This is a genomic window from Bacillus sp. EB600, assembly GCF_024494385.1.
Classification (GTDB): Bacteria; Bacillota; Bacilli; order Bacillales; family Cytobacillaceae; genus JAEVLT01.
In genome coordinates this window covers 83,726-98,346 of the sequence record NZ_JAEVLT010000011.1, presented here as the reverse complement: position 1 = coordinate 98,346, position 14,621 = coordinate 83,726, and the positions used below count along the sequence as shown (strand labels likewise).

Annotated in this window: 11 protein-coding genes; 3 read left to right on the top strand and 8 right to left on the bottom strand. The window is 42.1% G+C overall.

The genetic code is table 11. From position 1 onward, the window contains the following. Positions 1-87: 87 nt before the first annotated feature. From JN080_RS13730 to JN080_RS13700, 7 genes are all read right to left on the bottom strand, one after another. Complete coding sequence (locus tag JN080_RS13730; RefSeq protein ID WP_256236583.1) at positions 88-1,971, bottom strand: ABC transporter ATP-binding protein; 1,884 nt, start codon at positions 1,969-1,971, stop codon at positions 88-90. A gap of 1 nt (position 1,972) precedes the next feature. Further along, positions 1,973-3,700, bottom strand: coding sequence for an ABC transporter ATP-binding protein (locus JN080_RS13725; RefSeq protein WP_256236582.1), 1,728 nt, complete (start codon positions 3,698-3,700; stop codon positions 1,973-1,975). A 207-nt stretch (positions 3,701-3,907) separates the two neighbouring features. Beyond that, positions 3,908-4,348 (bottom strand): DUF2269 family protein, encoded by a 441-nt coding sequence (locus JN080_RS13720; RefSeq protein ID WP_256236581.1) that lies wholly within the window; start codon positions 4,346-4,348, stop codon positions 3,908-3,910. Positions 4,349-4,360: 12 nt separating this feature from the next. After that, positions 4,361-4,711: an ASCH domain-containing protein gene (locus JN080_RS13715; protein ID WP_256236580.1), complete on the bottom strand. Its 351-nt coding sequence runs from the start codon at positions 4,709-4,711 to the stop codon at positions 4,361-4,363. 262 nt (positions 4,712-4,973) lie between these two features. Further along, positions 4,974-5,771, bottom strand: coding sequence for an ABC transporter permease subunit (locus tag JN080_RS13710; protein ID WP_256236579.1), 798 nt, complete (start codon positions 5,769-5,771; stop codon positions 4,974-4,976). Between the two features lie 12 nt (positions 5,772-5,783). Further along, positions 5,784-6,581: an ABC transporter permease subunit gene (locus JN080_RS13705; RefSeq protein ID WP_256236578.1), complete on the bottom strand. Its 798-nt coding sequence runs from the start codon at positions 6,579-6,581 to the stop codon at positions 5,784-5,786. Positions 6,582-6,584: 3 nt separating this feature from the next. Further along, on the bottom strand, positions 6,585-7,469 hold the full coding sequence (locus JN080_RS13700) for an ABC transporter ATP-binding protein (protein ID WP_256236577.1): 885 nt from the start codon (positions 7,467-7,469) through the stop codon (positions 6,585-6,587). A gap of 173 nt (positions 7,470-7,642) precedes the next feature. On the opposite strand from JN080_RS13700, the gene pepT reads away from it, so the two are divergent. The 3 genes from pepT to JN080_RS13685 all read left to right on the top strand — a co-directional run bounded on the left by pepT (position 7,643) and on the right by JN080_RS13685 (position 13,938). After that, positions 7,643-8,875, top strand: a complete 1,233-nt coding sequence (gene pepT / locus JN080_RS13695; protein WP_256236576.1) for a peptidase T — start codon at positions 7,643-7,645, stop codon at positions 8,873-8,875. A 444-nt stretch (positions 8,876-9,319) separates the two neighbouring features. After that, entirely contained in the window at positions 9,320-13,318 is a 3,999-nt protein-coding gene (locus tag JN080_RS13690) for a fibronectin type III domain-containing protein (RefSeq protein WP_256236575.1), read from the top strand. A gap of 119 nt (positions 13,319-13,437) precedes the next feature. Then, a complete protein-coding gene (locus tag JN080_RS13685; RefSeq protein ID WP_256236574.1) occupies positions 13,438-13,938 on the top strand; it encodes a hypothetical protein in 501 nt (166 codons plus the stop codon). A 67-nt stretch (positions 13,939-14,005) separates the two neighbouring features. On the opposite strand, the gene JN080_RS13680 is transcribed toward JN080_RS13685, so the two are convergent. Further along, positions 14,006-14,608, bottom strand: a complete 603-nt coding sequence (locus tag JN080_RS13680; RefSeq protein WP_256236573.1) for a hypothetical protein — start codon at positions 14,606-14,608, stop codon at positions 14,006-14,008. Positions 14,609-14,621 lie beyond the last annotated feature (13 nt).

Here is a 14,621-nt window from a genome sequence, read left to right as displayed (position 1 = left end):
GGTCCACCTCTTGAAGTGGAATGATTAGCCTAGCCCACACCGTCACATTCAAAAAGCCCGATTCTTCCTGAACCGGGCTTTCTCATCTTAATCCAATGCACCTTCAACATTTTTAAACTGGTTAAAAAACATATTGTAGTATCTTCCTTGCTCGGCCATTAATGCATCATGGCTGCCTTTTTCAATAATTTCGCCATGGTCAATGACCATAATTGTATCAGCATCACGAATCGTATTTAAGCGGTGCGCGATAATAAATGTCGTGTGGTCTTTCATAATCGACAAGAGTGCATCCTGAATATGGAGCTCTGTCCGGGTATCGATACTGCTCGTCGCCTCGTCTAAAATAAGCAAGGCCGGCTTAGCGAGAATTACCCTAGCAATCGCCAGGAGCTGGCGCTGGCCCTGGCTCAGGTTACCGCCATTTTCCGACAGCAGGGTGTCATAGTGCTTTGGCAGCCTGTTAATAAAGACATCCGCGTTTGCCATCCGCGCTGCGGCGATCACCTCAGCATCACTGGCCTCCGGATTTCCGTACTTGATATTTTCCTTGATTGTTCCTGAAAATAAATACGTATCCTGAAGCACAAAGCCAAAGCTTCTTCGTAAGCTGTCTCTTGTATATTCACGAATATCCCGGCCATCAATCAGGATCCGGCCTTCGGTCACATCATAAAATCGGGTCAGCAGGTTAACAATCGTTGTTTTTCCTGCCCCAGTAGGACCCACTAGTGCTGTACTTGTGCCATCGCTAGCTTCAAAGCTGACATTTTTTAAAATTGGAACATCCGGACGGTAACCAAAGCTGACATTGTCAAATATAACATGACCCTTTGGAGCCTCTAATGGTACGGCCCCTGGCACATCAGCAGGCTCTTCTTGTTCATCGACAATTTCAAAAACACGCTCCGCACCAGCCACGCCTGATTGTAAAATATTAAAAATATTGGCCAAATCATTCAGCGGCCGGACAAATTGGCGGGAGTATGTTAAAAAGCTGGCGATGACCCCCACCGTGATTATGCTTTTGACCGCTAGGATCCCTCCGACCACTGCAACAACCGTAAAGCAGAGGTTATTAATGACGTTCATTATCGGCATCAGGAAGCCGGTCCAAATTTGCGCCTTAAGGCCGACCTCGCGCAGCTCTTTATTCACTTCTTCAAACTCTTCAATCGCTTTTTCCTCATGATTAAACGCTTTGACAACCTGCAGGCCCGAGATTGTTTCTTCAATATGCCCATTTAATTTACCGAGTTGGACTTGTTGATTTTTAAACAAAATACTCGTTTTTCGTGCAATCGTCCGAGTTAGTAAAAATACAAGAGGAACTGTACATAGACTCGCCAGTGTTAGAATCGGGCTTAAAATAAGCATCATTATGAGAGCACCTACAATCACAATTGCCCCTGACATTAACTGCGTTGTTGATTGGGAAATAGTGTTGCTGACGTTATCAATATCATTCGAAAGGCGGCTCATAAGCTCACCGTGCGTCCTCGTATCAAAAAAGGCGACAGGCAGTTTTTGAAGTTTTTGAAAAAGGTGGTTGCGCAGACTTTTAACAATCCGCTGCGATACTCCTGCCATCAACCAACCCTGTAAGAACGTTAACAGAGCATCAGCAAGATAAGCTCCAATAAGAATAAAGATCATCCACTCCAGTATTCCAAAGTCGACCTTACTGCCATGTAGACTCATCGCGTCAACAGCTTTACCAATCATGTAAGGAGCTAACAATGTTACTGCTGAATCAATAACAATGAACGCAAAAATGATTGATAACACTTTTCTTTCTCTACCAAAATACTGCCATAACCGTTTCAATGTCCCTTTAAAATTCTTCGGTTTAATTACCGGTCCTCTGAAGCGGGCTGGTCCTCCACCGGGACGCCCGAGCCCCGGTCCCGGCAATACGGGTCCTGCTTGGTTTCCTTTATGATCATGCGCTTGTTCCGCTTGGCCCGCCATCCTACAACACCTCCTTGCCCATTTGCGATTGGTAAATTTCCTGATAGACTCCGCAATTCTTTAATAATTCCTCATGGGCGCCCATGCCAACGATCCTACCATGGTCCAAAACGATAATTTTATCTGTATCCATAATCGAGGTGATTCGCTGAGCAATAAGAAGGCAGGTCAGTCCGTTTGCATATTTTTTCAAGGAACCCTTAATTCTAGCTTCAGTCGCTACGTCTACGGCACTTGTACTATCATCCAGGATAAGAATTTCCGGATTCCGAACCAGGGCTCGAGCAATCGAAATCCTTTGTTTTTGCCCTCCAGAAAAATTGACGCCGCCCTGGCCAATCACCACTTCGTAGCCTTCCGGATTGGCGGCAATAAAGTCTTGCGCCTCAGCTATCGCTATTGCTTTTTCGATTTCCTTTATTCCCGCATTTTCCTTTCCCCAGCGAATATTGTCCGCAACGCTTCCGGTAAATAGGATATTTTTCTGTGGAACCATCGCGATTTTCTCTCTCAGCCTTTGCGGATTCATATTTTGAATATTTTGACCATCCACTTTTATAGTTCCTGAGGTTACATCATAAAAACGAGGGATTAAGCTGATCAGCGTACTTTTCCCAGAACCGGTTGAACCAATAATCCCGACGGTCTCACCTGGTAAAATCGTCAGATTAATATTTTTTAGGACAGGCTCTCCACCTGTCCCGTCATAGGAAAAAGAAACATCTTCAAAATCAATTCGTCCTTTTTCAATCGTTTCTCCGCTGTTTTCATTACTCCAAGTGACTTTATCTTCGATAACAAAAACTTCACCAATCCTGCTCGTTGAAGCTTTGGCTCTAACAAACATATTAAAAACCATTGAAATCATCATAAGAGAGGTGGATATTTGCGTCATGTAATTAATAAAAGCAATAATATGACCGACATGCATACTACCATTGTTTACCCCAATACCGCCAAGCCATAAAACGGCAACAATTCCAAAGTTAACGGTCAGCAAGATAGCCGGACTGAAAATCGACATGATTCGAATAGCAGATATAGACTTTACCTGAAAATCTTCATTTGCTTTACCAAATTTATTTATTTCAAAACTGAAACGATTAAACGCTTTGACAACGCGGACACCTGATAAATACTCCCTCATAATTCCATTTACATGATCGAGTGCTTTTTGAACCTTCATAAAAAGAGGAAATCCCAATCGCATATTGGCAATAATTAATACAGCCACAACAGGAACAACCACGATCAAGACGACAGAAAGATGAGGATTTAAGCGAACCGCCATAATTAAAGCACCCAGCCCCAATAAAGGGGCTTTTACAAACATTCTCATTAAACCGTTGACAAAGTTTTGAACCTGCGTAACATCATTGGTCAACCTGGTTACAAGTGACGCCCGGTCAAATTTATCAATGCTTTTAAAGGAAAGTGAATGGATTTTCCGGAATAAATCGGAGCGCAGCTCTGCTCCAAAGTTTTGTGAAACAATACTTGCGATTGTACTTCGCAGTGATGCGGCGACCGCTCCAAAAGCGGTTATCATCAGCATAACACCGCCCATTTTTAATACATATTGCATATTCTTATCTGCAACACCAACATCAATGATCTTTGACATAATGGTTGGCTGCAAAAGGTCACAAAGTGCTTCCAATGCTAAAAATAAAACCGCCGTACTAAATAGCTTCCAATACTTTCTCACATACTTCCGCAAAAACTGCATCGTATACTCCACCTTTACGGCCTTTTTCTCGGTAAATTATTTTCCCTTTTCTGGAAGGCATCTGCCATCTGAAAGGCACCTTCAACAGGTTGGCTTCTATATTATAATTATGTTTTGGGGGATTAAACAAATTTTAAACTCTTTCGGAGGGTGGGTTTTATAAAAAAAGCAACCGTTTACACCAGCAACGGTTGCTTTTCACTATTTTTACCAAAGTGCTGGTTTTGCTACCATGAACCAAAGCATGATTAGCAGGAGAAAAAGATAGGCGAGAGTTGTCCGCATCAGCTTTTTCGTTAGCATTTCCCTATCTTGCTTACTATCAGTGAATTTACGAAGCAGCGGAGAAAAGGCTCGTGCCAGGAAAAACAACGAACTTACCATGATCAAAATCGTTATCACAATCCACGATGTTTTCCAAGTCCAACCGCTAAAAATCACTAGGAGGATACCAGACCCTACGAGTAAATGTCCGGCATGCTTGGTTAGTCTTACAGCAACACGAAAGGAATCCAGTAAAACCGTTTGGACCTCATCCTTCGCCTCCCGAAGTTTTTTAATGATCGGAAACAGTATGAAAAACGGTCCAATCGACATAATCACACTTAAGATATGAATATATAAGAGGAAACGGTATAGCAAGTCCATTTAACTTAGTGCTTAATCCGTAACAGGGCGAAATTCATGAACCCAAACTCTCATTTGCGGAAGCCAGGGCATCCCGGGGTGCATCGAAAGGATCGATTGTTTATAGTCCTCCAAGCTATCATAGCCTTCCTGACGGGCTTGCTCATCTGTCAACTCCCCAAGCGATTGCGAATAGACGCGCTCCACGACAAAATTCTTGCCCTCTAGTGTCATAACCTCACCAATATCCGCATATCTTCCATTCCTGCGGGTGGCTGTTTTCTTTCCTTCAAGTACTTTTTGAACATCTTCCTTGACTGTAACAAGACGGTCAATTGAACATGTTTTCGGCGGCAAACCCGCATTTTGCTGTTGATTTGTCATTATTTACTCCTCCTTATTTGAACATCTATATTTTACCATATACAAGTTGGAAATAAAAAAAACATAAAAACACATTATGATTTGTATTTGTATATTTTGTATTTATATGACTGCATGTACATGTTTTTATGCATTGATAGAATGATCTCCTTCAAAATCTTTTCATTGATAAATCCGGATTCAAGCGCATTATTTAGAAAATTACTCCAAGCTTTTTCACTGGATGGGCTTTGTGTCTCTGAACTGCTACCGCTTTGAAATGCTATACACTCATATCTCTTTTAGTAAAGAAAATGTAAGTGGAACAAGCGAGAATAGCAATAAGTACACTGGATAGTGTTACAAAAGTTGGATCCAGTGCCCTGTCAGCTAGCAGATTCTTTGCCTCAAAATATTTAAATGGCGTCAGATATTTCAGCCCCTCTAGATTTTGATTTAGATCAACCAGAATAGAAAGGATAAACGTAACCAATAAGATAACTGTACCCATCGCGACCGCTCTTTTTGGTTGTTTGCTCATCGCGGCGATGCCTGTTCCAAGAAACAAAAATAGTAATTGTAAAAGCAGCATTCCAACCATTAGCAATAAAATATCACTAGTCTGTCCGTTCCCATTGTTGTAATAAGCAACCATCTTGAGTGATGTAAACAACGTTATCAAATTAAAGACCACAACATTAACGAGTGCCGCTGCCAGCTTTGCGGTCACAATTTGCTTACGGGAAATAGGCTTCACAAGCAAGAATTCCGATGTTTTATCCCGTTCTTCTTTGGCAATGATCGTGGCCCCGAGCATTAATGCGTGAATCGCTGCCATTAAAACAAGGTATAGAAAAAGGATACCGAAGTAGCCAATCGCAGTTGATAAATCTAAGTTACCAATCCCCATAATAGCTTGGAGGGATTTAGGCATTTGCGCCATTAATTCGCCCAATGATTGTTTTGATCCGCTTAAGGCTCCATATTTACTCATGCCCGCAGTCACCATAAAAATAACCCCGATACACCAAATAAGTAATGACTTTCGGTTTGCTCGCATTTCTCTTAAAAATAAATTCATCTAATCCACCCCCTAAACCGCATGAATATCTTTTTTGGTATAAATGAGGTAACTCGCAGCAATCGCTGTAATAATAAATAGTACTTCAATGATGATAAAGATAGACTCATAGGAAGAATGCTTGATAATATAGGCCGTATCATAATATTTAAATGGCGTCAGATAGCGAATTGCCTTTTCTCCAATAATTGATCCAAACATATTGAGAATAAAGAAACCAAAAACAATACTTAATGACAACGGGAGTACTGCTTTAATTTTCCGGGCAATAACTGCAACAATCACACCAAGTGCCATGAACATAAGCTCCACGAAAAAGGCCGTAACGGTAATCAGCAGAAACACCTTCATATCAACTGCTTCCTTCGAAACCTTCGTGGCAATGATACTTGCTGCAACACTGTAAATCACATTGGTAATGAGTAAGGAGCAAAAGGCAGCCAGCAGCTTTGCTGTCATGATGGCCGTTCTTGTAACTGGTTTTGTAAACAGAAAGTCAGCTGTTTTTTCCTGTACTTCCTTGGCAATGATCGAAAGGCCTAAATTCATCGCTTGAATTGAACCGCATAGAACAATGTACATAAAGACATAACTATAGAACCCCAATAGTGATGTAATTGAATCAATTGAAACCCCAACTGCTTTTCGCACTGCCTCCGGATAGCCTTCCAGCAGCTTTTTGAATTGAGCGGCATCATGGGCAATCGCGGGATAAAGCGACATAAAGAAGCCAACCACTAAAATGAGTGACACGGTCCAAATGATCGTCGATTTGCGGTAAATCTTTACTTCATGCAGGAAAATATTCATGCGTTAGTCCTCCTTTTCATAATAATGCAGGAAGATTTCTTCAAGATCGGGCTCTTCAATCCACAGGTTTGTAAGTTCGATTTCAGCAAGCTTTTTCATCATATTGTTGATGTTCCCGCTAAACAAAAAAGTGATCATGTTGTCCTTTATTTCCAGATTACTGACCCCCAAGCTAGTAAAATAGCTTTTTTCAATGATCTGGTTAGTTTCGAGCTTAAACCGTTTATGATTGGTTTCTCTTAACGTGCTGATTTTTTCAACTTTGATCAGCCTGCCTTCTTTAATGATGGCGACACGGTTGCAGAGCCTTTGGACCTCACTCAAAATATGTGAAGAAAACAGAATCGTTGTACCCTTTTTATTTTCTTCAATTAATAAATCAAAGAACTTCTGCTGCATGAGCGGGTCTAAGCCGCTGGTTGGTTCATCAAGGATGATCAGCTTTGGTTCATGCAGCAGCCCTTGCACGATTCCTACTTTCTTCTTATTGCCAAAGGACAAATCGTCTATTTTCTTATTAAGGTCAAGATCCATAATTTCGGCTAACTCATGGATTCGTTTTGTACAATCCTTTTTGTAAAAGCTGGCTGAATACTTTAATAAATCCTTCACCCTCATATTATCGTAGTAAAATACTTCTGATGGTAAATAACCGATTTCTCTTTTAATCTCAGGGGCATATTTAACAGAATCCTTTCCAAAAATCACCGCACTGCCGCTCGTCGGGTAAATAAGTGATAAAAGGGTGCGGATTGTCGTTGATTTACCAGCACCATTTGGTCCAATAAAGCCAAAAATTTCTCCTTCTTCAACGCTAAAGCTAATATCAGAGATTCCCCTTGCTTGGCCATACGTCTTGGTAAGATTTTTGATCTCAATTACATTCATGGTTACAGCCCCCTTACAGAAATATTTAATAGATTCTTCCAAATTACATTAAAGCATTTTTAGAGATTTTCTTTAATGCTAGTTTAGCACTTGGCGTTAAAGTCTGTTACATATATCTTGTTATTATGTGGAAATTTACTTATGGTAAGATAAATAAAAAGGAGTTGAAAAAATTGAAGAATGAGATCATTAAACGATTTACTTCTTATGTAAAAGTGGATACTCAATCAAACGAAAGTAGTGATACTTGTCCATCCACACCTGGGCAGCTGACGCTTCTCCATATGCTTGTTGAGGAAATGAAAGCGATTGGGATGGAGGAAGTAACCATTGACGAGAACGGGTATGTAATGGCTACACTTCCTGCCAATTCAAGCAAAGAAGTACCAACGATCGGCTTCTTATCCCACGTTGATACCGCTACCGATTTCACAGGAAAAAACGTGAATCCGCAAATCGTTGAGAATTATGACGGAGCTGATATCACCTTAAATGAATCCTTACATATTGTTTTGGCAACGAAGGACTTTCCGCAATTAACCAAATATAAAGGACATACACTGATTACGACAGACGGCACAACCCTGCTTGGTGCTGATGATAAAGCGGGTGTTGCGGAAATCATGACCGCAATGGCTTACCTGATTCAACATCCAGAAATCAAACACGGAAAAATACGGGTGGCTTTTACACCTGATGAAGAGATCGGCAGGGGACCGCATAAATTTGACGTTGGTGCATTCAACGCAAAGTATGCCTATACCGTCGACGGAGGACCACTCGGTGAACTGGAATACGAAAGCTTTAATGCTGCTGCAGCAAAAGTGACCATTAAAGGCCGAAACATTCATCCAGGCTCAGCAAAAGGGAAAATGGTCAATTCGGCAAAAATCGCAATGGAGTTCAACAGCATGCTCCCAGATGAGGAATCACCAGAAATGACCGACGGCCATGAAGGCTTCTATCATTTACTGTCGATCAATGGTGATGTTGAACAAACAAACCTGCATTACATTATTCGTGATTTTGATAAAGATAATTTCATGAACCGAAAAGCTAAAATTGAGGGAATTGTTAATGAGTTAAAGCAAAAGTACGGTGAAAACAACATCATTCTTGACTTAAAGGATCAATACTACAATATGAAAGAAAAAATTGAACCTGTAAAAGAAATTGTCGACATTGCTTATGAGGCAATGAAAAATGTCGGCATCGAACCGGTCGTTAAACCGATTCGCGGGGGTACAGATGGTTCTCAGCTCTCCTATATGGGGCTGCCTACCCCGAATCTATTTGCCGGCGGGGAGAATTTTCACGGAAGATTTGAATTTGTTTCTGTCGAAACAATGGTAAAGGCCACAAACGTAATAATTGAAATCGCCAAGTTACTTGAGCAGAAAGCATAAGCCGTTTCATCCTCCAACTGAAGTCATAGGTGTTATCGGATTACTTATAAATACCAAGTTTCTAAAAAGGCTAACCTCCGTGGTTAGCCTTTTTATTCGATAAAAATAGCCATTACTAGTGATAATTAGCTAGTAAAATAGACATGAAAATCACCTAATTTACTATTTTTTACAAAAATATTTTTTTCGACAAGATACGTTCTTTACCAAGGATAAAACGTTCTCTATAATGTGCTTTATAAGAAAGGAAGTGTTTGCCAATTAGGAGGTTAACAGGATTTTCAGCTGTAGCGTCATGATTTCGTAAGTGTCAAGGGGGGCAATCTACTAAAAAGATACTAGATTAAAGCTTTCAGTGTAGCGGGCCATTTACCCTACATATTTAAGCTTGTTTGATTGTTCTTTATATTGGTACAAAATTTGGGGGAGAGCTGCTGATGAGAAATGGGTAGGATTACGCATTTAAAGAATTTAAAGGTTGCTAGTAAGAAAATTCAAATGGGCATCATTGCAGGGTTGATCGTTGTTGCCTCGATTCCTTTTACAGGTGGCCCAGATATAACTGACGCAAAGGCTGCAATGGCAGGTATGCCGGGTGGCACCCCGGATTACTGGACAACGCCAAACTATGCAAATAGTCCGCTGCCTGAAATTAATGAAGATGGCACTATTAAACAAGGCACAGGGATGAGAAAATTCGTCGACACATTGCCTGGGCTAGGTGAAAAAAATAAAAACAATCTTGGTCAATACATTCCGATAGCTGTTCCTGATACAACGACGTATCCAGGTTCAGACTACTATGAAATTTCACTTGTCGAGTACACAGAGAAAATGCACTCTGACCTGCCAGCAACAAAGCTGCGCGGGTATGAACAAACAAACACCACTGATCCTACTGTTAAAGATAAACCAAGTTATTTTGGCCCGACAATTATTGCTCACAAGGACCGTCCTGTAAGGATCAAGTTTACAAATAAACTTCCAACTGGGGCTGGCGGGGACTTATTCTTACCAGTTGATACTTCCTTGATGGGTGCTGGAATGGGTCCTGATGGCGGTATGTACACCCAAAACCGGGCTACACTTCACCTTCATGGCGGAATTACCCCATGGATTAGTGACGGAACTCCACATCAATGGATTACTCCAGCTGGAGAAAACACCAAATATCCAAAAGGGGTCAGCGTTCGGAATGTACCTGATATGCCAGATCCAGGCGATGGCTCGGAGACATTCTATTACTCGAATCAGCAGAGTGCCAGATTAATGTTTTATCATGATCACTCATATGGGATTACGCGATTAAATGTTTATGCTGGTGAAGCTTCGGGTTATATGATTACAGATGATGTTGAGCAGGATCTTATTAAAAGGGGAATTATTCCGGATAAAGATCATGATATTCCGTTAGTTATACAAGATAAGACCTTCGTTCCTTCTGACAATCAATTAGCTGCAACCGATCCTACCTGGGATAAAACTAAATGGGGCGGCATGGGTAATCTATGGTTCCCACATGTTTATATGCCGAACCAAAACCCTTATGACATGTCTGGCGCGAACCCAATCGGTCGCTGGGACTATGGACCTTGGTTCTGGCCGCCAAACACAGGGATAAAAAATGGAGCTATGGCGAACCCATTAGCGGGGCAACCAGGACAAGCACCGATGAATCCTGGTACACCAGATATATCTACTACACCTGAGGCCTTTATGGATACTCCGGTTGTTAATGGTACCGCGTACCCTTCAATAACAATTGATCCGAAGGCTTACCGATTCCGCATCTTGAATGGAGCCAATGATAGAATGTGGAATTTGCAGTTTTATAAAGCTAAGTCAAGCGCGCAAATGTGGAATTCAGACGGTACATTAAATAATGCAGATGCCGGTGAAGTCCCAATGGTTCCTGCTGTTAAAACAGCCGGTTTTCCAGATTCGTGGCCAACTGACGGCAGGGCTGGCGGCGTTCCCGATCCTGCGGCTGCTGGACCAGAAATGGTTCAGATTGCCAATGAAAGTGGCTTTTTACCAAAACCAGCGGTACTCCCTAATCAGCCGATCGATTATGAGTATGGACGCAGAAGCATCACCGTTCTTAACGTATCGAGCAAGACGCTTCTTTTAGGACCTGCTGAAAGAGCGGATGTCGTGGTAGACTTTAGTAAATATGCCGGCCAGACGCTCATCCTTTATAATGATTCGGCAGCACCAGTACCAGCATTTGATCCACGCTACGATTATTACACTGGTGACCCTGACCAATCTATGAATGCGGCAAATCCAGATGATCGAACAGGCGGTGCGCCAACGACCCAACCCGGTTATGGCCCAAATACGCGGACAATTATGCAAATCAAGGTTGCGGGTGACCCTGCGACAACAGCCGATACCACACAAGCTACTTTGGACAAACTAAATGCTGAAATTCCAGCAGCATTTGATAAAGGTCAGAATCCACTTATTTATAATAATAAGGTTTATGGCCAAAAAGATCCTAACAACGATCCTAATGGAAAATGGGTCAATATTCAAGATAACAAAACCACCTTTAATATTCCTGGAACTTCGAAGAATATCACGATGGACATAACGCCAAAAGCAATTGCCGAGGAATTTGAGCAAAATTATGGGCGGATGAATGCCACCCTTGGAACAGAAATGCCGAATACGAACTTCCAGAACCAAACGACCATCATGCTCGGGTATGTGGATCCGACAACCGAAAACATGACAGACTCGATTGCACCAATTGGTGAAACGGGTGATGGGACACAGATATGGAAGATCACCCATAACGGGGTTGATACCCATGCAATTCACTTCCATTTATTTGATGTTCAACTTATCAACCGAGTCGGTTGGGATGGATCCGTGAGAATGCCTGATGAAAATGAACGCGGATGGAAAGATACAGTCAGGATGAATCCGCTTGAGGACTGTATTGTCGCACTTAGACCAGTTGCACCAAAATTACCGTTCGGACTTCCTGATAGTATTCGACTATTAGACCCAACGATGCCAGAAGGCTCAACTGGACAGTTTATGAACGTTGATCCAACCACTGGAAACCCAGTTACGGTTACCAACAAAATGACGAATTTCGGCTGGGAATATGTATGGCACTGCCACCTATTGGGTCATGAAGAAAATGACATGATGCGGTCATACAATTTCCAATTCAATCCGTTAGCGCCGAGTGCTTCTACATTAAGCGGGGCAAGAGCAAATGGAAGTCTGGTCAACCTGAATTGGACGGACCCTACTCCGGTTGATATTACCAATATTGCTACCCTTGGTAATAAAGCAAATGAAGTTGGCTACAATGTAATGCGGGCGCCGGTTGTTAACGGTGTGATCGGTACATTTGAAAAGATTTCGTCAGTTTTAGCAAACAATATTTCTTTCCAAGATCCTGCAGCTGACCCAAATCTAAGCTACGCTTATCGCGTTGATGCGTTTAACGCGGCAACACAAGCAAATTCAACTGATCCACAATCAATGTACAATGGCGGAACACCATCGAATGTGGTTATTATCGGGGCAGTTCCACAAGTCCCTGCAGCACCAACTAATTTAACAGCCGTCCTATCTGTCACAAATGCAAATGATGCACAACTGACATGGCAGGACAATGCAACAGATGAGACCGGGTATGTAGTCGAGCGTTCATCAGACGGCACAAACTTTACAGCACTTCCAACTCTTGGTGCAAACACAACTACTTATACTGATCCAGGCTTAACAGCTGGAACATACACGTATCGGGTGAAAGCTGTAAACGCAGTTGGTTCATCTGCTTATTCGAATACAGCTAGTGTTACAGTTACAAACAATATACCAGCACCACCTGCTCCAAGGGCACCATCTGGACTTAATGCATCCTTGAGGACTGGACCAAGTGTCTACCTAAGCTGGCAGGATAATGCGTCAAATGAAACAGGATTTGTGCTTGAACGCTCAACAGATGACGTTAACTTCACAGCAATTACGACCGTTGGTCCAAGAAGTGGAACAGGAAGATCAGCAAACTACACTGATACAACTGTAGCTCCTGGCAACACATACACCTATCGAGTCAAAGCGATGGACGGGGTTACGTCATCCAGCTACTCAAGAACAGCTAAAGTAACTGTTCCATCCCTGCTTCCAGCTACTCCGACGGGATTGCAGGTGAGAGCCTATAGAGTAGGAGCTGCAGCTTCACTCTCATCCTTCTGGAATCGTGGACCTTCTACGCTTACAGGTTATGACGTACAGGTTGCAACCGATGCAGCCTTTACGCAAATTGTCGCAACGAGTAATATAACGAACTACAGAACTACCACTTATACAAAATCGGGACTAGCTAGGAGTACGACCTACTACATTAGAGTACAGGCGGTAAACCAGTACGGTACGTCTGCTTGGTCAAACTCTAAGTCTGTGAAAACACCATGATAATCAATTTGTTAGTAAGACAATGAATATGTACGAGGACCCTTCTAGACCGACTAGAATCGGTCCTCTGTACATGGATGTTTCTCCAAGAACCATTTTTTAGAAAAGGAGGCAAAGGAATGAGAAAAAAATTTCTCCTAGTTTCTGCACTTGCTGTCATCCTCACTTTTGGGACAGCTGCAGCAGTTTTGCAAAGTCAATCAGTACATGCCAAAAATGAACCAGCTGCTTTCGATGCTAAAAAGGCCATGGCAAAATACTCAGCACCAACCAAAAAAGGCACAGTGGAACCTATTCGCAAAAGCCGTCTTAAGCAACAAAATATTGTTGGCGAAGCTGCAAATATTCTTAATGTTTTACCGATTGCCATCATAGACGAAATGAAAAAAGGGAAAACATTAGTGCAAATTGCTAAGGAAAAAGGTTTATCCGAACAGCAATTTGCCCAAAAATTGGCTGATTTCGATTCAAAAATGGTAAATGCAGCTGTAAAGGAAGGAACTATTACACAGGAACACGCAGACGCCATCAATGCAGGTCGGGCAGACCGTCTGAAAAGTGGTATACAGGAAAAGGCCATGGATGTTAATGATCATATGGCAATGGATATGGGTAACTAAAACCCTTTCCAAAAAAGGAAACCTCCAACCCGCTAATATGGGCTGGAGGTTTTTTTAGGTTGCCAATTTATTTGTTCATGCTGGCTAGGAATCCACCTAGCAGATCTTCTACCTCGTTTTCCGGTTCTTTTCCCTCAAGGTTTTCTTCTTTTAAGCTTCGCTCCGTTTGAAGGGCCTTCTCCCAATCAAAGCCGCTTAGGTCATCCTCGATATGCTGCTCCCCGTCATCCTGCGGCAGAGTTAATTCCATCTTTGCCACTTCTTCACTAGTAAATTCACTGCCTGCTCCCGTTTCCTGGAGGTACAATGCCTCATCAATGTCCAATGAGTTACTATTTAAAGTTGCAAGGATTGATGTAGACCGAATTGGGTCAGAAATAAGTTGATAAACAATACTTCCCAATAATGCCTCTGAGTGCTCATGCTTTAGCCAATCACGTTGTGCTTTCGTCAGCTTTTGCGGGAGTGGAATCGTAATGGTCTCACGCTCCCGGTCATGAGAATTGCCTAGCCCCTCCATGACAAACTCAGCCATTTTACTTGAAAAGTTTCTTCTTTCTGTTTCCTTTAATCTTTGCAGCTGTTTTAAGAGATGATCAGGTGTATCCGAGGGAACTCTGAAAGAAATAGCTTGACCCCTTTTCACCTCATTTGAGGCAATTTTTTTCATATAATCACCTTAT